A 23,832-nucleotide genomic window follows, 5' to 3' on the forward strand; every position below is an offset into this window, starting at 1 on the left:
CCAATCCGATCCTTGGAATCCATCGAAAAACTATATAGCGAAGCCCTTCACTTACTCAAAGACTTGATCCGAACGCCTTCCTTCAGCCGGGAAGAAGACGGCACGGCGGCAATTATCCGGGCATATCTGGAAAACAAGGGAATCACTAGCCACCAAAAAGGGAATAACATCTGGTCCTATGCCAACGCATACGACCCCGGACTACCCACCGTGCTACTGAATTCCCACCACGATACCGTCAAACCTAACCAAGGGTATACGCTGGATCCATTCGAACCCTTGGAAAAGGAAGGAAGACTGTTTGGACTGGGATCCAACGATGCGGGAGGCCCATTGGTGGCATTGATAGCCACTTTTGTGTATTATCACAAAAAGCAGCTTCCCGTAAACCTTCTCCTGATCGCTTCGGCCGAAGAAGAGATCAGTGGAAAAGGAGGAATCGAATCCCTGATCCCGGAATTGCCGGAAATGAGCCTGGCCATTGTCGGCGAACCCACGCAGTTGAAGCTGGCGGTGGCCGAAAAAGGGCTGATGGTTATTGATGCCCGGGTAGAAGGCAGGGCGGGCCATGCCGCCAGAGAAGAAGGACTGAATGCCATTTACCTGGCCCTGGACGATTTAATCGCCATACGTGACTTTCGCTTCCGCAAGGTTTCCCCATACCTCGGGGCCAGCAAAGTATCGGCTACGATCGTACAGGCCGGTTCCCAACACAACGTGGTCCCGGATTTATGCTCCTATACCCTCGATGTGCGGGTAACCGATGCGTATACCCTGGAAGAAGCGCTGGCCGAACTCAAACAAGTGGTAAAAGCTGACCTCCACCCGCGTTCCATGCGCTTGCGTCCCTCCCGGATCAGTCAGGACCACCCGCTACTCCGCGTCGGCCGGGCAATGGGACTGGAAAGCTACGGTAGCCCTACCCTGTCTGACCAGGCACTGATTCCTTATCCCTCCGTAAAGATCGGCCCGGGAGATTCCGCCCGATCCCATACCGCGGACGAATTCATTTATACCAGCGAACTCAAGGACGGCATTTCGCTGTACGTTGCACTATTGGAGAATTATTTTTCCCACCTAACCCCGAAAACACCATGAAGCTTTGGCAAAAAGACAAAACGAGCAAAAAAGAAGTTGAATCGTTCACCATCGGTCGTGACCCTGAGTTTGACTTAATCCTTGCGCCGTTCGATGTCACGGGATCCATGGCCCATGCCATAATGCTAGCCTCCATCGATTTACTTACTACCGAAGAATTATCGGTGCTAAAAAAGGGGCTGAAGGAAATTCGAGCGGAAATAGCGCAGGGTACCTTTACAATAGCAAGCGGAGTCGAGGATGTGCACAGTCAGGTGGAGTTTTTGCTTACCGAACGCTACGGTGACGTGGGCAAAAAGCTTCACAGCGGCCGATCCCGAAACGATCAGGTGCTGGTAGACCTCAAGTTGTACTACCGCCAAGCTATCCGGCAAACCATGGAGGCAATAGAAAAATTATTCGGGCTTTTACTTCGACTGGCCGAAACCCACAAAGACAACCTCATGCCCGGATACACCCATACCCAGCTGGCCATGCCCTCTTCCTTTGGCCTTTGGTTTGGATCAATGGCCGAGGGTCTGGCCGAAGACATGCACCTATGGCAGGCCGCCTATGCTCTGGTAAACCGCAACCCGCTCGGATCGGCAGCAGGATACGGCTCCTCTTTTCCCTTAAATCGCACCATGACCACGGAGCTATTGGGATTTGCAGACATGCACTACAACGTGCTAAATGCGCAAAATAGCCGTGGAAAAACCGAAAAATCCCTGTCCTTTGCTATGGCCGCTACCGCCGGAACCCTTAACCGACTGGCGACGGACGCTATTTTGTTCATGAACCAGCATTTTGGCTTTATTCGGTTTCCAGACGAACTGACCACCGGGTCAAGCATCATGCCGCACAAAAAAAATCCGGATGTGTTTGAATTGGTACGTGCCAAAACCAACCAAATCCAAAGTTATCCCCAAACCATCACCCTTCTTTTGACCAACCTGAGCACCGGCTATCACCGCGACTTACAATTGTTGAAAGAAACCATTTTTCCAGCCTTTGAGCAGCTTCAGGATTGCCTGTCGATTACCCAACTGATGTTGGAAAACATCACCGTACAAACAGATTTACTGGAAGACGAAAAGTATGCCTATTTGTTTAGCGTAGAAGAAGTAAACCGCTTGGTACTCGAAGGGATGCCCTTTCGGGACGCCTATAAAAAAGTGGGACTGGATATCGAAAACCAGCGCTTTTCTCCAGGAAAACGGGTATACCATACCCACGAAGGGAGCATAGGTAACCTCTGTCTGGACGCAATTGCACAAAAAATGAAAGGGCTTGCAATTGACTTCACACCCGCATTGGAGGCGGAACAAAAGCTTTGGGAAACCTAAACTCAGATGGAATCCTGAATCATGTACACCATCACGGAGGCCAACAAGTACCCACCGAGAAAGGATAGAAAGTAAGGCCAGGTCAAATCGTATTGGCGGTACAGGGCCTTCTTCGCCGAATGGGTGAATTTATTAAACTTTTTAAACCGTTTGACCGGAAACATGGACAAAAACAACAGTCCATAACAAACGGTAAATAAAAGTAGCGCCACAAATGTTTGCATAACTTTTTGTCGTTGAATCAAAGGTACATGCTGACCGGCAAAGCACCAAGATCTGCTTCCAAAAAGCTTCTTTTTTTTTGGAGATTCAACTCTTTCGTGTAAACCAATCCATTATTTATCAATGCTTTAAATTAAAAACATTAAAAAAATCGAATCTGCGATGCCTTCGTTTAAATTTATATTTCATTTTGGCATAGGTGTAGTTGGGAACGATCCGAAAAGACAGTAAAATGATACCAAACATCAGCACCATTGAACCAAAAAAAAGCGCATCAAAGTTATAGCCTGCGTCTACTACCAGTCCGTAAATGGCAGGACCTACGGCTGAACTAAGTACCATCACCGAAGCAAACATACTCCGTACTTTTCCGATAAAGCCTGCGCCGAACAATTCCACCTGAAGGGCAGAGATGATCGCGTTACCGAAGCCTGCCGAAGCCCCCATCAGAATCATGTACGGAAAGATAACCAGGGAATCGTTTACCAACCAGATAAAGACAATGGCCACCAAAAATGGGATCAGGTAAAACGGGAAAAATCTTCGCGCGGTGTACTTATCGATCAAGGGGCCCGCAAACAAAATCGCAAGGGATCCGGCCAGGGCGTAAAACGTCAATCCCACCGCCATCCACTCCAGCGTCCAGCCTTTAAACTCAGCAATGGCAAATTGGTAGAAAAACAAACCCGTCACCGTAAAGGATAGTACAAATAAATTCGGAGCTAATAGCCAAAACCTTCTGGATTTCAAAATTTCCCATTGCGTAACTTCCTTTACAGCGGCGCCCGCTCCCGAATTGCCGCTATCTTCGTGAACAATCAAGTTCTTTTCGTCAATAAATAGCTTCAGGTACACCGGAACTACGATCAGGACGATAACCGCATTCACCAAAAGGGACTGCCGCCATCCAAACAAATTTATGAGGGCCACTACCATGATGGGAAGTGCGGCCTGCCCCACCGGATGGCCCAGAGAAGCGAGACTGATGGCCTTGCCCCTTCCCTTTAAGAAGTATTTCGACATACTCGTAATGGCGATGTGGCTGAACAACCCCTGACCGGCAATGCGAAGTCCAAAGAAAGCCAGGGGCAGCAGGTACCAGTAATGATTGACACTCATCAAAACCATCGATAAAATAAAGATTACCGTAGCCATCAGTGTGTATTTGACCAGACTTATCTTATCAATGTATTTGCCCAACTGAGGCAAAAGCAAGGCGCTGGCGATGGTGGCAATCATGTAGTAGCCACTAATCTGGACGTTTTGCAAGGAAAATTCCTCGATCAAATAAGGGACATACAGGGCCAACAGGTAGGTTTGTCCGTAGCCAGAGAGACTGGTCATCAGCAAGCCAAACGTCAGAAGTTTTTTGTTCTCCAGTACAAAATTCAAATAATTCATTACCCAGGGAAATTATTGCTGGTTTGAGAAAAAGCGGGTGATCGAAAGGCAAAGATAATTTGTAAAATCAGGGATTACTAATTTCCACCGAAAGCAATACTTTTCGGAGCACTTATCAGGAAGCATACCTCTTCCTTTTTCTGACAGCCAGCGACAAAGGGGCCGCCAACGTTAAAAAAAATTTCTAATTCATCCACAAAGACCGCTTGATCGACAAAATAGTCGCATTTTTTTATTTATTTAGGCTTTTGAAAAATAGAAAACAGATAACTCATGACCACCGGATTTCAGCATCTTCATTCATTTCTCGCCTACATCGTTCTGGCAGGCTTGTTATTTAGTATTTTTGCCGCCCTCTTCGGAGCATTGGGAAACAAGGCTTTCAGCGAGAAAGATCGGAAATTCGGATTGGTCGGAATGATACTCGCGCACGTTCAACTGCTCATCGGTATTGTACTGTATTTCCTCAGCCCACTTGGCTTTGCCAACCTCAGTGGAGAAGCCATGGGTGACTCCATGAGCCGATTATATGCCCTCGAGCATCCGCTTATCAACATTTTGGCGGTTGCGCTGATCACGGTGGGATATAGCCGGGCGAAAAGACTATCCGAAAGTAAGAGTAAGTTTCGGAGCATTTACCTGTTTTATGGCATCGGATTTATCCTGATTCTCAGCCGTATTCCCTGGGATTCCTGGTTAAACTAATTTTTTATCTTGATGGACTCAGGCATTTTATCCGACCTCGTATCCAAAAAAATGCCCTTCGGTAAATACAAAGATCGGCTGATTTGTGATATTCCCGAACATTACCTGATTTGGTTCAAGCGGCAGGGTTTCCCCGAAGGAAAATTGGGGGTCTGGCTGGAAACCATGTATGAAATTCGTCTTAACGGATTAGAACACTTGCTCGACCGGATTAAGCCCAAGCGTTAACCTATTGGTATTTTTGCCATACTGTTGCAAGGATGGATTAATACTGATATCTTCGTATACTGAATTTCGTTTTGTATCCTCCAATTCCTCCATTTGTGCGGTCATTTCTTCTGTCAAGCTTCTTGTCGTTCTTTCTGTTCGTTTTCTGCTTCGCCCAGGAAAAGCACTCGCTTACGGTATCCGGAACGGTTCGCAGCGAACAAGGCGAAGGACTGCCGGCACTCATCGTTGTTCACGAGTTGGGCAAAGGAACTGCCGCCGACATGGACGGCCATTTTCGCATTGAGGGGCTCAATCCCGGTAACTACCACCTGCACGTAACCCACCTGGGCTTTAAGGCGTTGACGCAGACCATTACCCTCGACGCAAAGGACCTGGAGCTGAACCTAACACTGTCCGAGTCTGCCATTACCCTTCAATCCCTTACCATAGAGGCCAACCCATTCAAAAACGGGCCGGTAGAACAATCACAGACCATCGAGGTAGTAGACAGGGAATTTTTGGAAAAGAATAATTCCGGTACCTTTGCCAATGCCCTGGAAAAATTGCCGGGTATCAGCACGATCAATACCGGAGTGGGTATTAGCAAACCCGTGATTCGGGGAATGAGCTTTAACCGGATCATGGTCAACGACCGGGGAATCAAGCAAGAAGGCCAACAATGGGGGGCGGACCATGGGCTGGAAATAGACCCCTTCGACGTGGACCGGGTAGAAGTGGTCAAAGGGCCCGCTTCCCTGATATATGGTTCGGATGGGATGTCCGGAGTCATCAATATCTCTCCTGCCCCACTGCCCCGTGAAGGAATCATTCGGGGCCATTTCATCAACAGCTACCGAACCAATAACGCCATGAGAAGCCATTCGGCCACGGTCGAAGGAAACGAAAAAGATTTCGTATTCAAAGGACGGGTCACACTTCAAGATTATCAGGATTACCGCGTTCCGGCAGACAATTTCGTGTATGCCGGATTTGAATTACCGGTATTTGATTCCCGTTTAAAAAATACTGCAGGAAAAGAGAGGCATTTCTCCCTCATGGGAGGCTTGCGGAAAAATTGGGGAAAAACCACGATCACCGTCAGCCGGTTCCATCAGAAAGCAGGCATTTTCACGGGCGCCGTAGGCATCCCTAATAGCTACAACCTCCGCCACAATGGTGATTATGGCAACATTGAGTTTCCCCGGCAAAACAACACGCACCTTAAGGTGATTTCGAATACAACGGTGCAACTGAAAAAAAACTGGCTGGAACTTGATCTGGGGTACCAGCGTAACCAACGAAGGGAGGAATCCCTGCCCCATATCCACGGGATTGGTCCCACACCCGAAGGGAATCTGGCACTCTACCTGGACCTCAACACGTTCACCGCAAATGTGCGATTTAATCATTATATCAATGCTGAACATCAATCCATCATCGGTTTTCAGACCTCACTGATGGACAATCGGTTCGGGGGCTTCGAATTTTTATTGCCGACGTTCCAGTCTTGGAATGCCGGTATGTTTTACTTCCACGAATACCGATGGCGGGAAAACATTATCGTGAACGCCGGGCTGCGTCTCGATGGTGCCTGGCATCAAATAGAATCCCACGAACAACCGGTATACGACGCCTCCCTAAATCCCACGGGAGAAACGGTCGTGCGGAATCCGGATATCAACCGGAACTTTGCCAACCTAAGCGGCTCTACCGGAATGTCCTGGATCTTCAACGAACACACCAATTTCAAAGCCAATCTTGGAAGTAGCTACCGCATTCCCACTCCCATAGAACTGGCAACCAATGGCATCCACCATGGCAATTTTCGTCATGAAATCGGCGATGCCGGACTGACAAGCGAACGTAGCTACCAGGCGGATCTGAATATCACGCATTCACTCGAAAAACTCTTAGTGGGATTCAGTCCTTTTATGGCATACTACCAGGATTACATTTACCTGGCTCCTACAGGCCGATTCTCCACACTTCCCGGAGCTAGCACGCTGTGGGAATACCGGCAAAACAATGCCTTTTTTGCGGGAGCTGAATTGAAATTTCAATGGGCACCGGCAAAAGGCATGCAGGCCTCACTGGCCGGAGAATACGTATACAATCAAAATCTGGACACCCGTTTGCCCTTGCCCTTAACACCGCCTGCCAGTCTGCTCGGAAGCATCGAATGGTCCCTGCCCCAAACCGCCCAATTCCTGGAAAATAGCTACCTGTACCTGGAATATCGGCAGGTAGCCAGCCAAAACCGGGTGGACCGGAACGAACGCACAACCAATGGTTATGGTCTATTGCATGCAGGATTGGGTTGGGAAGTTTCGGTTTATGGATACCCCTGGAAATTTCAGGTGAGCGGTCAAAACCTGCTTAACACCTATTATTTCAACCACCTCAGTCGCTATCGACTGCTAAACCTACCCGAACAAGGTCGAAATATCAACTTTCACCTTAAAATTCCTTTCAACATAAAAAGTAATTGAGATTTTCAAGGCCAACTTTTAGGACTTGTTCTACGTATGTCTTATTATTGCAACAAGAATGCATTTGCAATAAAATTGAATTAATTACTATCCACGTAATCGTCATTAGATTTATGAAACAGAACGGAATACTACTCCTCGCCTTTGCCTCTACCTTCTTGTTCGCTTGCGGAACCGGTGACGAAGCCCCGCAGGATTTGGAAGCGCCCGTCATAGACCATGCCGATGGGCACGAGTACATTGAACCCGAAAACGGTGAGGTGTTTAGTGAAACGGCCGACCATACCCACGTACGCTTTTCCGTAGAAGACCCTTCGGGAATCGGACAGGTGCGGGTGAACATCCATGCCAACTTCGATGGACACACACATGCACGAATGAATAATGATTTTGTACGGTTGGACGTAAACGATATTTACAGCCCGGATGCTTCGAACCCAGACCTTCGCTTTCCCGCCGGGAGTACCCGCATAAATATTGATGGAACCGGAACGGATATCTATTGGACGGGATCCAACTCACGCATTTCCGATCCGGTGATCGCTGGTACCTATCATTTTGGGATTGAAGCCACCGATATTCATGGAAACCAGACCGGATATGCCGACGGCAGCAGCTATATAGCGACCATACAAATCCGTGCCCCCTACGCTCCAGCCATTTCCATCAGCAATTTGCACGACGATGAACTGGAAGGGGCCGCCGGTTCCCCCCTTGAGGTACAGGGGACCGTCAGCAAAACCGATCACACACTGAGCGCTCCCATTGCTTTTCTCTGGATTCGTTTGACGGAGGAACACGAGGACCACGGCGGTGGACACGACGATCATAACCACCGAATCGCCGAAGAGTATTTCTATGACAAGATGTGGGGAAGCTCGGCTTGGCTGGACGAAGGAAATGGGCCCGACCTGCCGCATGATGAGATGATCGACCTCTCAAAAGTTTTAACGGGAGACGATGCCATCATGGTGCCTTCCGGAGAGGATCATCTAGACTTAATCATTCTGGCCGAAGACACCAACGGCAATACCACCGAAATGAAGTATTCCGTGCACGTTGAATAACAATAGAATGGATTTAAAAACCATCCACTTGCTGTGATTTCGGAAAAAGACTTTTTAGAAATGGAATGACAGCTTGAAAATAAAAAGCGGTCGTCCCGGGGCTGTTGTAAGAAGTAGCCCGTTTGGGTGCGACCGCTTTTTGATTCCAACCAACCGGCATTTTTTTCCAAGGTTTCTCTCCCATGCAGGAAAGCACCATTCGTTTTAAAAAACACCTAACGATAATCTGTATAAAACGAAAGCGGAAATTCTAACGAATACAAGGTATATCTTGCGCCCGAAGGCGCAATCACCCCTGAGAAAAGTTTTTCTTGGGTCAAGCACTGGTATAAAAAAAGCGAAGTCAAATGGCTTCGCTTTTTTTGGTAGCAACACTGTTGGTTTAGTATATATGGTTTTCGTTAGTCCTTCATTAATCTATAACAATCGAGGTATGGGGCAAATCGAAGGTAGGATCCGCCATGGCTTGGGTAAAGACGGAAGCCAGATCCGTAAGTGCCATGGCTATCCGATTTGCACCAAAAACGGTAGGCATCTCAACATCCAAGGGCATCCAGGCTCCTTGCTGGCTTACAACCAGAAAAGCGAAAATAATTACCATGTATTTGACGGATAACCTCATCTTTAATTTTCGTTTAATAGTATCCTAACACACATTAAACAAAAATGTTTTTCCTCCGCGTTCTTTTTTGGAAAATAGTTCCACAATTTCCTAGGCTCTATCCATCCATTTTAGCCATTTTTGAAAAAAAAAGACTATCCCAATCCATTTACAGGCTTTTCTATCCATTAAAACTGGACAAAACCAATGATTAATAATTAGGGTAGGAAGGTGAACAAAGCGCGAGCTTGTTGGTATTGAAATTTTCGAGAGACGTGTCGTTGCTACCGATATTGCCACTGACCAGAATGATATCGTAATCCGGACCCTGGTCTGCCAGGTGGATCTTAATGTGTCCGTCAAAGTTCCGAAGAGTCTCAAAGTCAATTTCGGAACCGTTCGTAAGGCGTCCAATGACTGTCCGACTTTGCAGGGTTCGGCTGTCGATCGGATTCAGCACTTGGGCAATGGATGCATCTGCCTCGTCAAAACTCCCAAAGTGAAGGTGTGCGGTGTAGAAATAAGGATCCGTGGATTTCAGGCCTTCCAGCTGGATTAGCAACGCTATGTCGGCATCATTTACTTCAAAAGTTGCCGTACCTTCAAACGCATAGTCCGCGCTTTGGTACAGTGGATAGGTAACGGAGGCTACTTCCGGTTGTTTTTCTTCCAGCTGACACCCGGCCAATGCCAGCACCAAAGGAACGATAAATGAGATTTTTTTCATTTGTTAGTAGTTTACTTACTAATTTTCTAAACGAACAAATAAAATTATTGGTTTATGAAGGACCTGAATTTGTGAAAATAAGTGAGGAAAATCATAAAATCCAAATGAAACGATTTTCAGAACTGATCGCACAACTCGATCAGACCAATAAAACCGGCGATAAACTCATCCTCTTGCAAGGCTATTTCAAAGAAGCGCCGGATCAGGATCGCCTGTGGACCCTGGCACTTTTTACACACAAACGACCCAAACGCACGGTGACTACCCGGCAGTTACGAAAATGGTGCTGTGAAATAGCAGGCATCCCGGATTGGTTATTTGAAGAGTCCTACCAAACGGTCGGGGATTTGGCAGAAACCATCGCCCTGGTCCTTCCTGAAAACAGGGAACAGTCCGAGCGAGCCTTGCACGAATGGATTCAATTTTTAGAAAGCCTTAAAATCCAGGACGAGACGGGTAAAAAGCGTGAGATCGTCAAAGCCTGGAATCAACTGAAGCGAGACGAGCGATTGGTTTTTAATAAACTCATCACCGGTGGTTTCCGCATCGGTGTAAGCCAGCAACTAATTACCAGGGCATTAGCGGCTACTTTTGACATGGAAAAATCTAGCGTTGCTCACCGCATAATGGGCAACTGGAATCCCTTTGAAACGACGTTCCGGGATTTATTATTTGAGAGCGATCTGTCCGCTGATCGTTCCCGACCCTATCCATTTTACCTGGCTCATCCGCTGGAAGAAACTGAAGCACTGACGGGTACCCGGTCAGATTGGCTGGCAGAATGGAAGTGGGACGGTATCCGCGGACAGCTGATCCAACGAAAAGGAGAGGTATTCATTTGGTCAAGGGGGGAAGAATTAGTGACCGGTAAATTCCCGGAGTTGGAGCAAATGGGAAAGCTGCTCCCGGAAGGTACTGTACTGGACGGCGAAATCATGCCTTTTGAAAAGGGAAGCCCGCTTCCATTCGGAGTGCTTCAGACCCGATTGGGCAGGAAAACCGTCAGTACACGGCTGCTTCGAGAAGCCCCGGTTACCTTTATGGCCTACGACCTGCTCGAATGGAAAGGAAAGGATGTACGCCATTGGGAATTGTGGAAAAGGCGCGAAAACCTGAAGGAGCTGGTCCATTCTCTGGCTGCAGACAAGCTAAAACTCTCCCGAGAGCTATCGGAAACGGACTGGACCGAATTGGCTGCACTTCGGGAACAATCCCGTTCGGTAAAAGCGGAAGGATTAATGCTAAAAAGAAAGAACGGTGTCTACGAAACCGGAAGAAAACGAGGAGGCTGGTGGAAATGGAAAATCGATCCCCTGACCGTAGATGGGGTAATGATTTACGCCCAAAAAGGCCATGGGCGTCGAGCCAATCTTTACTCCGATTACACCTTTGGCGTTTGGAACAGCGGCGTGCTTATTCCTTTTGCCAAAGCGTATTCCGGGTTGACGGACCAGGAGATGAAAGACGTGGATAGCTATGTAAAAAAAAATACCAGGGAACGGTTTGGGCCGGTTCGGACCGTCAAGCCGGGGCTGGTGTTTGAAATTGCCTTTGAGGGAATACAGGAAAGCCCCAGACACAAATCCGGTATTGCGTTGCGGTTTCCACGGATCCACCGATGGCGCAAGGATAAGACCATTGAAAGCGCCAATACCCTGGATGATTTAAAGGACCTATTGGAAAAATATGGAAAGTAACTGGGCGGAACAGTGGTTCGAGTCGAAAGGGTGGACTCCCTTTGATTTCCAACGGGCCTGTTGGAAGCACTATCTGAATGGAAAAAGTGGCCTGCTCAATGCCCCCACCGGCTCCGGCAAAACCCTGGCTTTGTGGATGCCTATCCTGATGGAATACCTGCGTGAGCATCCAACTACTTGGCAAAAACCGAAGAAAAACGGCTTACAAATCGTCTGGATCTGCCCCTTGCGGGCCCTTGCCCAGGACATACAACAAGCGATGGTACGCGTGTGTGAAGAAACGGGTCTGCCCTGGCGTATCGGGGTGAGGAATGGAGATACAGGGACAACAGAACGACAGAAACAAAAGAAATCCATGCCGGAATGCCTGATTACCACGCCGGAAAGCCTGCACCTGTTGCTCACCCAAAAAGGCCATCCAGCCCTCTTCAACAATCTGAAAGCCATCGTCGTGGACGAATGGCACGAATTACTCGCCAATAAGCGAGGCGTGCAAGTACAACTGGCGCTTAGCCACATCCGCAGACTGACACCAAAAGCGTTGAAAATCTGGGGAGTATCGGCCACTATCGGTAATCTTTCCCAGGCACACCGGGTGTTATTGGGCGAGCAGGCATCGGAACTAATCGTGCGGTCACGCATCAAAAAAGAAATTCAAGTCCTATCTGTCCTGCCCGATGAAGTAGAGCGCTATCCATGGGCAGGCCACCTCGGAAACAAACTGATTCCCAAAATTCTGCCGGTGATCGAAAAAAGCCAAAGTGTATTATTGTTTACCAATACCCGCGCACAAACTGAAATTTGGTATCAAAAAATTCTAGAGGCAAAACCAGAATGGGCAGGAATCATGGCCATGCACCACGGTTCCCTTGACCCATCGGTACGGGCCTGGGTAGAACAGGCTCTTCACCAAAAAAAACTCAAATTGGTGGTATGCACCAGCAGTCTTGACCTTGGCGTAGATTTCCGTCCGGTGGACACGGTCATTCAGGTAGGTGGGCCTAAAGGTGTAACCCGTTTTGTACAGCGTGCCGGCCGGGCTGGTCATCGACCGGGAGCTGTCAGCAGCATCTATTTTGTTCCGACACATTCCCTGGAACTGATAGAGGCGAGCGCGCTGCGACAGGCCATTCGGCAGGACCACTTCGAAGAACAGGTCCCACTGGAAAATTGCTACGATGTGCTTATCCAATTTTTGGTAAGCCTTGCCCTGGGCGAAGGCTTTTATCCAAAAAGACTATTGCCGATCATTCAATCGACGTATGCTTTTCGGAATTTAACCCAAGCAGCTTTTGATTGGATGCTGGAATTTATTACCGTCGGCGGCACGGCACTCGGTAGTTACGAAGAGTTCTCGAAAGTCGCCATCCAACCCGATGGTCTGTACAAAGTAACGAGCCGAAAAATTGCCATGCGGCACCGCTTGTCCATGGGAACAATTGTGAGTGATCCCATGATTCAGGTCAAATACCTGCGGGGCGGGTACATCGGTTCGGTTGAGGAAAGCTTTATTTCCAAACTCAAGCCGGGAAATGTCTTTTGGTTCGCGGGCCGGAGCCTGGAGTTTGTCCAAATCAAGGAAATGAAAGCGCTGGTCCGCCGATCTACCAAGAAAACCGGTACGGTTCCCCGTTGGATGGGAGGGCGCATGCCGCTTTCTTCCCGGCTGGCCGAATTGATTCGGATCGAATTGCAAAAGGCTGCGGATCACAGGGAAGATTCGATCGAACTACGCACCATTGAACCCATTTTGACCCTGCAGCAATCCCTGTCCAAAATACCGGATCAGAGGTCCCTTCTGATCGAAACATGTAAAACCAGGGAAGGCTACCACGTATTTTTTTTTCCATTTGAAGGCAGGTTTGTACACGAAGTATTGGCAGCGCTGCTAGCCTACCGCATCAGCGTTAGTCATCCAATAAGTCTGAGCATCGCCATGAACGACTATGGCTTCGAGCTCCTGTCTGAAAGTCCCATTCCCATAGCAGAAGCGCTGGAAGAAGATTTGTTTTCCACCGACCAACTGATGGAAGATATCTTTGCAGGCATCAACGAAAGCGAAATGGCCCGCAGGCGTTTTAGAGAAATCGCGGCAATTGCAGGCCTGGTTTTTCAGGGTTACCCTGGCAAAGGAATACAAACCCGGCATTTGCAGGCAAGCTCAGGAATACTTTATGGCGTTTTTGAAACCTATGACCCGGAAAACCTACTACTCAAACAGGCCCGTGATGAAGTGCTGCATGTGCAGGTGGAAAAAAGCAGATTGGAAAAGGTAGTCGAGCGCATTAATTCACAAAAGATTCACCTGGTTACTACCCCAAGGGTAAGTCCCTTCGCCTTTCCGATCATGGTGGACCGCTTAAGCCGAAACAGCCTAAGTTCGGAGAATATTGAAGACCGAATACAACGTTTACAAGCCGAACTACTGGCTTAGCATTTGTTTAGAAGCGATTTTCCCGTTAAATTGGTCTTTTATTTACTTTAAAAATTCTAAAAATTCCTTTATGAAATCACTATTCCTTTCCTTACTAATGGTCAGCCTGTACGTGGCCTGTATGGGTCAAACGCCACCCAATGGCCCGGAAGTAACTGAACCTCAGTGGGACCAATACACCATCGAACCGGTGGTAGAGGGCTTAAAGTTACCCTGGGGAATGGCTTTTTTACCGGATGGAAGCTTGCTTATTACCGAAAGGTCTGGAGAGTTGATTCATTTCAAAAACGGAAAGAAAACAGAAATAAGCGGTGTACCCAAAGTCCGGGCCAAAGGACAGGGAGGATTGCTCGACATAGCGCTCCATCCCCAATACGCCAGCAACGGCTGGATATACTTTTCTTACTCGTCGGAAGAAGGTCCGGGTAGTGGTGCGCACACAGCCATCAGCCGGGCAAAGCTGCAGGGAACCCGTCTAACCGACCTGGAGGTATTGTACAAGGCGACGCCAAACACCGAAAAAGGGCAGCATTACGGTTCCAGGATTGTCTTCGACGGAGACGGCTATTTGTTTTTTACCATTGGTGAGCGGGGTGCCCGCGACGAAAACCCGCAGGATATCACCCGGGATGGAGGCAAGGTCTACCGCCTGCACGATGACGGAAAAATACCTACTGACAATCCATTTGTTACGACAGCCGGTGCCAAAAAAGCCATTTATTCCTACGGACACCGAAATCCGCAGGGAATGATTGTCCACCCGAAAACCGGAGAAATATGGGTGCACGAGCACGGTCCCAGGGGAGGTGACGAAATCAATGTAGTCAAAAAAGCGGCCAATTACGGGTGGCCGGTAATTTCCTATGGGATCAATTACAACGGTACCACCTTTACCGAGGAAACGGCCAAACCCGGTATGGAGCAACCGCTTTACTACTGGGTGCCTTCCATTGCGCCAAGCGGCTTTGCTGTGGTAACCAGTGACCGGTATCCTGCCTGGAAGGGCGATTTGCTGGTGGGATCCCTGAGTTTTGCCTATCTCGAAAAACTAACGCTGGAAGGCTCGACGGTTACCAAACGAGAAAAAATCATTGACGGTATGGGAAGGGTTCGCAACGTAGTGATGGGACCCGACGGGTACATCTACGCCGGTATCGAAGGAAAGGGAATCGTGCGGCTGGTGCCATCGGCCAATTGATTGCCGACCATCCTGTCCGATGAAGCCTTATCGCAGCCACCGGAAAACAAAACTCGAATTGCATAAAAAATAAGTTAGGTTGAATACTACGTATGATTTTATCATTATTGGTGGCGGCTCTGCCGGAAGTGTACTGGCCAATAGATTAAGCAAGGAACCCGATACTAACGTACTCGTCATTGAAGCAGGCAGAATGGACCATGCCTGGGATTTTCGCATTCACATGCCGGCAGCCCTCACCTATCCGCTATCCAATAATTTCTACAACTGGGGGTACGAATCCGACCCCGAACCCTACATGCACCACCGTAGGATCTATCAGCCTCGTGGAAAAGTGCTAGGAGGCTCCAGTTGTATCAACGGCATGATTTATATCCGGGGCAACGCATTGGACTACGAAAAATGGGCTGGAATGGATGGCTTGGAAAATTGGAGTTACGCGCATTGTCTCCCCTATTTCAAGCGCATGGAAAACCGCCTCATTGGTGGGGATGACTACCGGGGTATGGGTGGACCCTTGCACCTTACCACACCGAAATGCGATAATCCCTTGTTTGATGCTTTTTTTAACTCTGTACAGCAAGCGGGCTACCCATTGACCGATGACGTCAACGGATACCAGCAGGAAGGCTTTGGAAAATTCGATGCTACAATTTATAAAGGCAAACGCTGGAATGCAGCAAGGGCCTATATCCATCCGGTAAAAGACCGTAAAAATCTCACAATTTCCCTTAAATCTACTGTTTCGCGCATTTTGTTTGAAGGAAATCGGGCCATCGGGGTGGAATTTATCAAAGGCAAGAAAAAACACCTGGTGTACGGCAACAAAATCATTTGCAGCGGAGGAGCCATCAATTCACCTCAAGTCCTTCAGCTTTCTGGTATTGGCAACGGGGAGGATCTCAAAAAACTAGGCATTCCCGTCGTGGCGGATCTGAAGGGAGTGGGAGAAAACCTACAGGACCACCTGGAAGTGTACGTACAATGGGCGGCCAGAAAGCCGGTCAGCCTATACCCTTCCCTTAAATTTTACAACCAACCTAAGATCGGGTTGGAATGGCTCTTTAATAAAACGGGAATTGGTGCCAGTAACCATTTCGAAGCCGGAGGCTTTATTCGTGGAAACGAAGAGGTGGCCTACCCCAATCTGCAATACCATTTCCTACCGATTGCCATTCGTTATGACGGATCTGCTCCCAATGAAGGGCATGGATTTCAACTACATGTAGGTCCCATGAACACCGATGTGCGCGGACACGTAAAGATCAAATCAGCCGACCCCAGCGAGTACCCCAGCATTTTGTTCAATTACCTGTCTACCAAACAGGAAAGGAAAGAATGGATAGAAGCCATCCGCTGTACCCGAAAACTGATCAACCAACCCGCGTTCGACGAACTGCGGGGTAACGAATTGTCGCCTGGGGCTGCAATCGAATCGGATGATGAGATTCTGGATTTTGTGGCTCGGGAGGGGGAAAGCGCTTACCACCCCAGCTGTACCTGTAAAATGGGCTACGACGAACTTTCCGTTGTGGATGCTAACTTAAACGTGCACGGACTGGAAAACTTAAGCGTGGTGGACGCTTCCGTCATGCCGGCCATTACCAATGGAAATATCTATGCTCCCGTAATCATGATCGCTGAAAAAGCAGCCGATAGTTTGTTGGGAAATAGCCCGGAACCACCTCAGGAAGTCCCTTATTATACACATTCTCCGAAAGTGGAAAAAAAACACCTTTCGCATTGACGAACGCACAACCCTTTTTTATTAATGGATCCTGGGTCACCGGACAGGCAGGACAGGAGCGCCTGATCATCAACCCTTTTGATCAACAACCCATCGCCACCGTCTGCGAAGGAGACAGGACAGATGCCCAGGCAGCGATTCTAAGCGCCCGCGATGCCTTTCGGGAATCCGGCTGGGCACAGCTGGCGCCTACGGAACGGGGTGCGATGCTATACGCTTTGGGAGAGCGCATCGCCGAAGAAAAAGAAACCCTGGCACGCTTGGAGACGCTCAACACCGGAAAAACCTTTACCGAAAGTCTGTGGGACATGGATGATATTGCGGGTATCTTCCGGTATTACGGAGGTTTGGCCGACAAACACGCAGGGGAAATCATCGCCAGTCCGAATCCAAACAGTCACAGCCGAATCGAAAAAGAACCGGTAGGCGTGGTAGGCATGATTTGTCCCTGGAACTACCCCTTGCTGCAGGCGGCCTGGAAAATCGCTCCGGCACTTGCCGCAGGTTGTACCTTGGTGATCAAACCCAGTGAGCTCACTCCCCTGAGTACGCTGGAATGGACCCGCCTGGCAGAAGAAGTGGGATTTCCGAAAGGAGTAATCAATACGGTGACCGGCCCGGGTTCTACCGTTGGCGCTGAATTGGCCGAAAGTCAGGATGTGGACATGATTTCTTTCACGGGCGGCGTGGTGACGGGCAAAAAAATCATGCAGGCAGCCGCTGGAAACGTGAAGAAGGTTGCGCTGGAATTGGGAGGAAAAAACCCTCACATCCTCTTTGAAGATGGAGATTGGGAAACCGCCGTAGATTTTATATTAAACGGAGTCTTTTTTCACGCCGGACAAATTTGTTTGGCAGGAACCCGGGTACTGGTACACGCCTCCCTTCACGATCAGGTAGTTGCCCATTTGGAAAGCAGAATCCGGAATATCCGTTTGGGCGACGGGATGGAAGAGGGCACTCAGATGGGGCCGCTTATTTCAGCCGATCAGCTACAAAAAGTAACCAACCACGTTCAAACAGCCATCCGGGAAGGGGCTCATTTGGTCTGCGGGGGGCACCCGCCGGACGATCCCCACCTTAGTAAAGGTTTTTTTTTGAACCAACCCTTCTTACCGAATGCAAGCCAGGCATGCGTATTGTACAGGAAGAAATCTTCGGCCCCGTGGTCCATGTCGAAACCTTTGACTCGGAAGATGAGGTTGTTGCTCGTGCCAATGATACCATTTATGGCTTGTCTGGGGGCTTTTGGTCGCGTGACCCGGAGCGTATTTCACGTGTTTCGAAAGCGCTTCGGTTTGGTACCGTTTGGGTAAATGACTTCAACGTGTATTTTACACAGGCTCCCTGGGGAGGATACAAGCAATCGGGATTGGGTAGAGAACTGGGGAGCACCGGGTTAGAAGAGTTTCAGGAAATCAAACACATCTATCAAAATTTCAACCCCCAACCGCTCAACTGGTTCGGGAAATAAACCGCTAAAATTATCGATACCACTAGCCTCGGCATATTCGTCACCGTATTTTTTTATCTGATCATTTTGCTGACGGGGTACTATGCCAGCAGAAAAGAATCGGGGGATACCAGTTCCGAAGGCATGCTCCTGGCAGGTCGAAAAATGCCTGCATGGATCGGTATCTTTACGATGACGGCTACCTGGGTGGGAGGTGGTTACATTATCGGAACCAGCGAAGCGGTATTTGATAGCGCCCGTGGATTGGTCTGGGCGCAGGCTCCCTGGGGCTATGCACTGAGCCTGATTCTCGGAGGATTGTTCTTTGCACGAAAAATCCGCAGCTTCGGATTTACCACCTTCATCGACGTGTTCGAACGAAAATACGGAAAACGAACGGCAGCCGTACTCTTTATTCCCGCATTGATTGGGGAGATTTTCTGGAGTGCAGCCATATTGGCCGCGTTGGGGATTACCTTCGCGACCATCTTTGGATTGGACCTTGAAACTTCCATTCTGGTTTCTGCAGCTATCGCTGTGGGTTACACCATGTTGGGTGGGCTCTGGTCGGTAGCCTACACAGACGTGGTTCAGCTGGTATTCATCCTCATCGGCCTGGGGATCAGCATTCCCTTTGCGCTGGAAACAGTCGGTGGCATAGACCAGGCATTGGCACAGTACGATCGGGCCATTGCCCACGGATTTCGTCTGTTTCCATCCCTGAACGCATTTTCAGGAAATGATCCAGCCTGGGGAAATGAGATCTGGGTGTGGTTGGATTTTGCCCTGTTACTCGTGATGGGCGGCATCCCCTGGCAAGTCTATTTCCAACGGGTATTGTCCTCCAGTTCCGACCGTTCTGCCATTCGCCTGTCGATCTATGGAGGGATCTGCTGCGCGCTGATGGCCATTCCGGCGGTACTAATCGGCCTCGCGGGTGTGGGATTTGATTGGAGCAATTCTACCTTGGGCTCAACTCCGGACGCAACCATGGTACTGCCCTATGTATTGCTGGAAATGACCCCCCCACTAATCGCCGCTTTAGGTTTGGGGGCGGTGGCAGCAGCCGTTATGTCCTCTGTGGATTCATCGGTACTTTCTGCCGCCTCCCTATTTACCTGGAACCTGTACCGGCCCCTCCTGCGTCCCGGCTGCAGTGACAAACAGATCAAAACCACCATCCGGTGGGCCATTCTCGGTATTGGTTCCATGGCCACCTGGCTGGCACTGACCCTTCAAAGTGTGTACGACCTATGGTACCTTTGTGCCGACCTCGTGTACGTCATTCTGTTTCCACAACTGTTGCTCGCCTTGTACGATAAAAAAAGCAACCGAACCGGCGCCTTGAGCGGGATCGTGGTTGGTTTACTACTACGGTTTGGGGGCGGTGAACCGATTTTCGGAATCCCTCCCTTTTTACCCTATCCCATGGAGATCCGGTAGCGGGTATTCAGTTCCCATTCCGTACCTTTGCCATGGTGAGTAGCCTGCTTTGCATCCTGCTCGTTTCCCGTCTCTTTCCGGAACCCCGAGAACCGAATGAAATCACTAAAAACTAACTTACTTGTTCTGACCTTTTTGTTTTTCCTTGCCGGTTTTCCGAGCTGGGCTCAAATCAAGGTCATTTTGGATACCGACCTGGATTCGGATGTAGACGATGTGGGTGCCCTGGCCATGCTGCACAGCCTGGAAGCCAACCGTCGCGTAGATATTCTCGGGGTTATCGTCACCAGCGACGATACCCATGCAGCCGCCTGTGCTGCCGCGATCAATACGTTTTACGAAAGGCCTGAAATTCCTGTAGGGGTGCAAAAAGGAGTCCCGCTACGAAGCTTCTCCCGCTACACAAAGGCCCTGGCGGACGAATCTCTTGCCGGCTCGAAGCCGCCCCTGGATGCCACCTTTTTGTACCGGAAATTACTGGCCGAAGCAGCGGATCAGAGCCTGGTAGTGATTAGCATCGGTCATTTGACCAATATCCGACATTTGCTGGAATCGCCCCCCGATAGCATCAGTCCCTTGAGTGGAGCTGAATTGGTTCGCCAAAAGGTACGGCTATGGTCCTGTATGGGTGGGCAATTTCCCGAGGGGAAAGAAGCCAATTTTTACCGGCCGGACCCCGAGTCCACCCGCATCGCGGTGGCCAACTGGCCGGGAGAGGTCGTGTTTGCCGGTTGGGAAATCGGCAACGCCATTATCACGGGAAGTGATTTTCTGAAAAACAGCCTACCCGATACCCACCCGGTTTACCGGGCCTATGATTTGTACAACCAGTTTTTTGGTCGGCAAAGCTGGGACCAGGCAGCCCTTTTGTATGCCCTTTCCGAGAAAGCCTATTGGGAGTTAAGTGAGCCGGGAAAAGTACTGGTCTACGAAGATGGCTCCAATGCCTGGGAAGCGGACCCCTCTGGCAATCACCGATACCTGAAAGAGAAACTAGCTCCTCAGGAAATCGCAAAAATTCTAGATGCGTTGATGGTGGGCATGTACCGGCCGGGGTTTTAGTATGCACCCAATACCGAGGAGAAGAATTCCCTGCTACGAAAGGTACAAAAAGGTTTTTCCGTGACTTTACAGCAACACCTTTAGATTTATTGGTTAGCCTACCCAATAGTGGAGCGACCTCCCTCAAAACCACCTGTGGAAATATAAAATTCCTTGGATTCACCCAGCGCCGGGTGTACCTCCTGTTTCTATGGAATTTTGCCTGTTCCGGATTATTTTGCCCCACCAAAAAGATCCGGAAGATCAAACAAACCATCCTCTCCGGTAGCTATTTCAACCTGGCTGGAACCAGCGGGAAGTAGTCAGGATACAGTACGCGATAGCGCTGACGGCGGGGCAGTAAATAATAGCTTACTTGGATTTTGTAGAGCTAAACGACTCGCTGGGGTAGTTGCTTAGGAAAATTGTCCCGGCGGAAAGGAAACAAATAGTTGCAAGCGCCAGAAAGACAGGCGTGCTGCTACCATAAACATCGATGATTTTACCCAGAACAGGTTCCCCCAACGCCGCAAAAAGGTAGGCACTGGAATTCATAATTCCCACGCCTGTTCCAACAAATCGTTCACCTAAAATCTCTGGACTAAGGGGCCAGAAATTGGCTTGTGGCCCGTATACAAAAAATCCAGCCAGAAACATCAACACCGCGCCTAGCTGCCAGTTTTCCGGCGGTGTAACATAGATCACCAGCATGGTACCTGCTGCCAGCAGCATGCCCATACCAATCGATCGAATCCGGTTACCATAAAAAAGCTTGTCCGACACGATGCCAAAAGAAAAGGCACCCGAGGCCATACCGATAGGTAACAACAAACTTCCCCAAAGGCTTTCTGCTCCATCGGTAGCAACCGTTCCAAGAAAATGTACCGGCACCCAAACGAGCAATCCATACCGTGCCATACTCTCGAAGCCCAGCGATAGGGAGGTAAGCAGAAAACGTTTATTTTTCAGCACCACCCGGTACCGCTCCATCCAGGAGGTTGTCGGCTGATTCGATACGTCCGGATACAAATCCGGGTAGCCTTTTTGGGAGGGCTTGCTGCGGGCGACCAGCAAAAACACAATGGCTGCAAACAAAAGGAACAGCACCGGTAGTCGAAACAGATAAGGCCAGGGAATTCCATGCTGAATAATCAAAATTGAAAGTAAAAACGTCACCACCGAAGAACTCCCTGCAGCCATGGTGTACAAACCGAAGGCCTTTCCCCTTTCCTCCCGCTTCCACCAGTTAGAAATGAGCCGGCTCCCGGGTGCCCAGGCCAGGGACTGAAAATAGCCGTTAAGTGCCCATAATACCAGAATGTAGTGGTAGGTCGTACTAAAGCTGATGGCAACATTTGCTCCTACAGAAAGAATTGCTCCCAAAACGATCATGTTTCTGGGGCTATACCGATCAGAAAGGTTGCCGTTGACAAACTGACCTAATGCATAGCCGGAAAGCATGGCAGCACTTATCCAGCCAATCATCGTATAAGAAATCTCCAGGTCTGCTGCCATCTCCGTTGCTGCCCAGCCAAAATTATGCCTCCCTGTATAGAAAAACAGGTAGCAAAACATGGTTGCAAGCAACATGGTCCATTGATCCTTTCGAAAATTCGTCGCAGCTGCCACTTAGGTTGTTGGATGGATGCGGATGGCAACCCGCAGGGGTTTGTTTGCGAGGGCATAGGCAAATGCCTCTTCAGCTTGCTCGAAATCAAAAGTTTTTTCGACCACGGATGCAAAGGGAAAGCGTTGCCAGTTCCTACGCATAAAATCCAGTCCTTTTACGAAATCCTCGTAATTGTAATTGTGAAGGCCGCGAATGGTGATCAGTTTTCGGATGAGGTTTTCCGGGTTTACCTGGACTTTTCTGGTAGCAAAAACGGCACCCACCCAAACGGCGACTCCCCCAATACCCAGGGCATCCAGCCCTACCTCCATCGCATCCGGAGCTCCGCTCATATCGAATACCCGATCCATCCCCTCTCCTGAACCAGCACCCACTAATTCGCTCAGCAAGGTACCGGAAGTGTCCCTACGCTGAAAAATCGCATCCACGCCGAATTGAAGGGCATTATTCAGCCGTACAGAAGACACATCCACCATGCCCACCCATTTTGCGCCGGCATCTCGGCACATAGCCGCACAGGTGATGCCGAGCATTCCTGCGCCAAAGATAAGGATACGTTTACCCCTTAGGGTGCTTGCCAGACGGATGGCCCCTGCTGCCGTGGAAACGGCACAATTGACCGTCGCTGCTAATTCCAGGGGTAGGTTTACCGGTAGTTTCAAAATTCCTGTTCCAGGTTTAAGGATGCAAAATTCAGACAAACCTCCATGAAAATGCTCTTTTTCGGTAAGTTGGGCATGTCCGTATTTGAACAAATCGGCACCTTTTTGGGGAATTCCTTCCCTGGACAGTGGCGAGGAAGGATCGCTTGAAAAAATCGTCCAGGTAACCAAGTCGCCCCGCTCCAGCTTTTCGCCGGCATAGTCCCGACCGCTGTGTTGCGACCCAATTTCGACGATGGTACCCACGATTTCGTGACCCAGCACTACCGGACATGGCTCGTTTCGAACACCGGTATAGGTGTGTAAATCACTTCCGCAAATGGTCGTAATCTCATTTCTTACCAGCACGGATGCCGGATCCAGTTCTCCAATCGGTTCGTTACAGATTTCCATGCCGTTTCCAGGACCATTGAATGCTATCAGCCTGCCTTTTTTCATCAATAGCTTTTTAGCGGTAGTTTTACTTTACCGTCTGATTCATCTAAATCGAAAGATATCTGATTTTTTCCACTTTTTTTGCCGGGGTATGTAACCAAATCGTTAAGAAATGTTCTCCACTGCCAAGTGCCCGCTGCCATTATACCGCTTCAATTGGTTTGCATTACCTCCCCTTCAGTATTCCCTGATCCCCTCCCGGTAAACTATTATAAGTGACTTAATTTTTTTAAGTTTATACTTCCCT

General features: G+C 49.2%; 18 protein-coding genes and 1 pseudogene. 13 read left to right on the top strand and 6 right to left on the bottom strand.

Translation table 11 applies throughout. The annotated features are described in order from the left end of the window. Positions 1 to 12 precede the first annotated feature (12 nt). Both ABWH99_RS14200 and argH read left to right on the top strand, forming a co-directional pair. Complete coding sequence (locus ABWH99_RS14200) at positions 13 to 1,098, top strand: M20 family metallo-hydrolase (protein ID WP_375582508.1); 1,086 nt, start codon at positions 13 to 15, stop codon at positions 1,096 to 1,098. Further along, positions 1,095 to 2,423 carry an argininosuccinate lyase gene (gene argH / locus ABWH99_RS14205; RefSeq protein WP_375582509.1) on the top strand — a complete coding sequence of 443 codons (1,329 nt, stop codon included), beginning with the start codon at positions 1,095 to 1,097 and terminating at the stop codon, positions 2,421 to 2,423. The genes ABWH99_RS14200 and argH overlap by 4 nt, the downstream gene beginning before the upstream one ends. A gap of 2 nt (positions 2,424 to 2,425) precedes the next feature. Here the strand turns inward: argH and ABWH99_RS14210 are convergent, their stop codons facing one another. Further along, entirely contained in the window at positions 2,426 to 2,647 is a 222-nt protein-coding gene (locus ABWH99_RS14210) for a hypothetical protein (RefSeq protein ID WP_375582510.1), read from the bottom strand. A 118-nt stretch (positions 2,648 to 2,765) separates the two neighbouring features. Beyond that, positions 2,766 to 4,046, bottom strand: a complete 1,281-nt coding sequence (locus ABWH99_RS14215) for an MFS transporter (RefSeq protein WP_375582511.1) — start codon at positions 4,044 to 4,046, stop codon at positions 2,766 to 2,768. A 273-nt stretch (positions 4,047 to 4,319) separates the two neighbouring features. Between ABWH99_RS14215 and ABWH99_RS14220 the strand changes: the two genes are divergently transcribed. The 4 genes from ABWH99_RS14220 (at position 4,320) to ABWH99_RS14235 (ending at position 8,517) form a co-directional block, all read left to right on the top strand. Further along, positions 4,320 to 4,751 (top strand): hypothetical protein, encoded by a 432-nt coding sequence (locus ABWH99_RS14220; RefSeq protein ID WP_375582512.1) that lies wholly within the window; start codon positions 4,320 to 4,322, stop codon positions 4,749 to 4,751. Between the two features lie 12 nt (positions 4,752 to 4,763). Continuing rightward, a complete protein-coding gene (locus ABWH99_RS14225; RefSeq protein WP_375582513.1) occupies positions 4,764 to 4,979 on the top strand; it encodes a DUF3820 family protein in 216 nt (71 codons plus the stop codon). Between the two features lie 95 nt (positions 4,980 to 5,074). After that, positions 5,075 to 7,450 carry a TonB-dependent receptor gene (locus ABWH99_RS14230; RefSeq protein WP_375582514.1) on the top strand — a complete coding sequence of 792 codons (2,376 nt, stop codon included), beginning with the start codon at positions 5,075 to 5,077 and terminating at the stop codon, positions 7,448 to 7,450. A gap of 113 nt (positions 7,451 to 7,563) precedes the next feature. After that, positions 7,564 to 8,517, top strand: a complete 954-nt coding sequence (locus ABWH99_RS14235; RefSeq protein WP_375582515.1) for a DUF4625 domain-containing protein — start codon at positions 7,564 to 7,566, stop codon at positions 8,515 to 8,517. Between the two features lie 412 nt (positions 8,518 to 8,929). Here the strand turns inward: ABWH99_RS14235 and ABWH99_RS14240 are convergent, their stop codons facing one another. Together ABWH99_RS14240 and ABWH99_RS14245 are read right to left on the bottom strand one after the other, a co-directional pair. Beyond that, on the bottom strand, positions 8,930 to 9,139 hold the full coding sequence (locus ABWH99_RS14240) for a hypothetical protein (protein ID WP_375582516.1): 210 nt from the start codon (positions 9,137 to 9,139) through the stop codon (positions 8,930 to 8,932). 190 nt (positions 9,140 to 9,329) lie between these two features. Then, positions 9,330 to 9,845, bottom strand: a complete 516-nt coding sequence (locus ABWH99_RS14245) for a hypothetical protein (protein WP_375582517.1) — start codon at positions 9,843 to 9,845, stop codon at positions 9,330 to 9,332. Between the two features lie 104 nt (positions 9,846 to 9,949). On the opposite strand from ABWH99_RS14245, the gene ABWH99_RS14250 reads away from it, so the two are divergent. From ABWH99_RS14250 to ABWH99_RS14280, 7 genes and pseudogenes are all read left to right on the top strand, one after another. After that, a complete protein-coding gene (locus ABWH99_RS14250; RefSeq protein ID WP_375582518.1) occupies positions 9,950 to 11,542 on the top strand; it encodes an ATP-dependent DNA ligase in 1,593 nt (530 codons plus the stop codon). Beyond that, complete coding sequence (locus ABWH99_RS14255) at positions 11,532 to 13,976, top strand: ligase-associated DNA damage response DEXH box helicase (RefSeq protein ID WP_375582519.1); 2,445 nt, start codon at positions 11,532 to 11,534, stop codon at positions 13,974 to 13,976. The genes ABWH99_RS14250 and ABWH99_RS14255 overlap by 11 nt, the downstream gene beginning before the upstream one ends. A 70-nt stretch (positions 13,977 to 14,046) precedes the next feature. After that, on the top strand, positions 14,047 to 15,174 hold the full coding sequence (locus tag ABWH99_RS14260; protein ID WP_375582520.1) for a PQQ-dependent sugar dehydrogenase: 1,128 nt from the start codon (positions 14,047 to 14,049) through the stop codon (positions 15,172 to 15,174). A 79-nt stretch (positions 15,175 to 15,253) separates the two neighbouring features. Beyond that, the gene (betA, locus tag ABWH99_RS14265; RefSeq protein WP_375582521.1) at positions 15,254 to 16,921 is read left to right on the top strand and encodes a choline dehydrogenase; all 1,668 of its coding nucleotides are present in this window, start codon (positions 15,254 to 15,256) and stop codon (positions 16,919 to 16,921) included. Then, positions 16,918 to 18,395, top strand: a pseudogene (locus ABWH99_RS14270) (aldehyde dehydrogenase family protein). Before betA ends, ABWH99_RS14270 begins: the two are co-directional and overlap by 4 nt. 66 nt (positions 18,396 to 18,461) lie before the next feature. Next, complete coding sequence (locus tag ABWH99_RS14275; protein ID WP_375582522.1) at positions 18,462 to 19,817, top strand: sodium:solute symporter family protein; 1,356 nt, start codon at positions 18,462 to 18,464, stop codon at positions 19,815 to 19,817. Positions 19,818 to 19,913: 96 nt separating this feature from the next. Next, positions 19,914 to 20,879, top strand: coding sequence for a nucleoside hydrolase (locus ABWH99_RS14280; protein WP_375582523.1), 966 nt, complete (start codon positions 19,914 to 19,916; stop codon positions 20,877 to 20,879). A 351-nt stretch (positions 20,880 to 21,230) separates the two neighbouring features. Here ABWH99_RS14280 and ABWH99_RS14285 read toward each other — a convergent pair whose 3' ends face one another. Then, entirely contained in the window at positions 21,231 to 22,487 is a 1,257-nt protein-coding gene (locus ABWH99_RS14285; RefSeq protein WP_375582524.1) for an MFS transporter, read from the bottom strand. After that, positions 22,488 to 23,588, bottom strand: coding sequence for a zinc-binding dehydrogenase (locus ABWH99_RS14290; RefSeq protein WP_375582525.1), 1,101 nt, complete (start codon positions 23,586 to 23,588; stop codon positions 22,488 to 22,490). Positions 23,589 to 23,832 lie beyond the last annotated feature (244 nt).

This window comes from Cyclobacterium xiamenense (assembly GCF_042140265.1).
GTDB lineage: Bacteria > Bacteroidota > Bacteroidia > Cytophagales > Cyclobacteriaceae > Cyclobacterium > Cyclobacterium xiamenense_A.

Bases quoted from the DNA above. Each gene is read 5' to 3' on its own strand.
- argH (WP_375582509.1), top strand. From the start codon at position 1,095: ATGAAGCTTTGGCAAAAAGACAAAACGAGCAAAAAAGAAGTTGAATCG.
- ABWH99_RS14210 (WP_375582510.1), bottom strand. From the start codon at position 2,647: ATGCAAACATTTGTGGCGCTACTTTTATTTACCGTTTGTTATGGACTG.
- ABWH99_RS14215 (WP_375582511.1), bottom strand. From the start codon at position 4,046: ATGAATTATTTGAATTTTGTACTGGAGAACAAAAAACTTCTGACGTTT.
- ABWH99_RS14220 (WP_375582512.1), top strand. From the start codon at position 4,320: ATGACCACCGGATTTCAGCATCTTCATTCATTTCTCGCCTACATCGTT.
- ABWH99_RS14225 (WP_375582513.1), top strand. From the start codon at position 4,764: ATGGACTCAGGCATTTTATCCGACCTCGTATCCAAAAAAATGCCCTTC.
- ABWH99_RS14235 (WP_375582515.1), top strand. From the start codon at position 7,564: ATGAAACAGAACGGAATACTACTCCTCGCCTTTGCCTCTACCTTCTTG.
- ABWH99_RS14240 (WP_375582516.1), bottom strand. From the start codon at position 9,139: ATGAGGTTATCCGTCAAATACATGGTAATTATTTTCGCTTTTCTGGTT.
- ABWH99_RS14245 (WP_375582517.1), bottom strand. From the start codon at position 9,845: ATGAAAAAAATCTCATTTATCGTTCCTTTGGTGCTGGCATTGGCCGGG.
- ABWH99_RS14250 (WP_375582518.1), top strand. From the start codon at position 9,950: ATGAAACGATTTTCAGAACTGATCGCACAACTCGATCAGACCAATAAA.
- ABWH99_RS14255 (WP_375582519.1), top strand. From the start codon at position 11,532: ATGGAAAGTAACTGGGCGGAACAGTGGTTCGAGTCGAAAGGGTGGACT.
- ABWH99_RS14260 (WP_375582520.1), top strand. From the start codon at position 14,047: ATGAAATCACTATTCCTTTCCTTACTAATGGTCAGCCTGTACGTGGCC.
- ABWH99_RS14280 (WP_375582523.1), top strand. From the start codon at position 19,914: ATGAAATCACTAAAAACTAACTTACTTGTTCTGACCTTTTTGTTTTTC.
- ABWH99_RS14290 (WP_375582525.1), bottom strand. From the start codon at position 23,588: ATGAAAAAAGGCAGGCTGATAGCATTCAATGGTCCTGGAAACGGCATG.